The organism is Streptococcus oralis, assembly GCF_001578945.1.
Classification (GTDB): domain Bacteria; phylum Bacillota; class Bacilli; order Lactobacillales; family Streptococcaceae; genus Streptococcus; species Streptococcus oralis_Q.
Map to the genome: position 1 here is coordinate 115,335 of NZ_KQ969551.1, position 617 is coordinate 115,951.

Consider the following 617-nt stretch of genomic DNA (forward strand, 5'->3'; position numbering starts at 1 on the left):
ACAACATTATGACCATCAAACGTATTTTTTCAGATATGGACGGCACACTTCTCAATTCTGAGGGCCGCGTTTCTAGCGAGAATAGCAAGGCTATCCGCGATGCTCAGATTCCGCTGACTCTGGTTTCTGCTCGAGCTCCAATGGAAATGAGAGAGGCTATCGAAGCACTTCAGCTGACTGGACCTCAAGTAGGTTTTAACGGTGGTTTGATTTATCAGATTGTGGATGGAAAGGTCAAGCCTCTTCATATAGATATTCTTCCTAGAAAGACAGCACAAACTATCTTACAGGCAGTGCGCCAGCATTTTCCACAAATTAGTGTCAGCTATTATGATATGACGAACTGGTATTGTGATAGAATAGATGAAGGGATTCGTCTAGAGTTCAACATCACGCGCCAGGCACCAACACTTACAAACGAGGCTGATTTTCTAGCAGCCAAGGACAATACTTTCAAGATAATGATGATTGCCCTAGATAATGACGATTTATTGGCACTGGAGAAATACTTGCAAGCCCTAGACTTGGGCGAGGTCAGCATTCTCCGATCTGGTCAATATCATCTAGAAATTACCAGCAAAACTGCTAAAAAATCAAAAGGTATTGCTTATATTCTC

The 617-nt window shown here is 42.5% G+C and carries 1 protein-coding gene; it reads left to right on the plus strand.

Going from position 1 to position 617, the window contains the following annotated elements; translation table 11 throughout:
• Nucleotides 1-8 precede the first annotated feature (8 nt).
• The coding region (locus tag SORDD16_RS03270; protein ID WP_061452367.1) for an HAD-IIB family hydrolase at nt 9-617 on the plus strand (609 nt) is incomplete at its 3' end.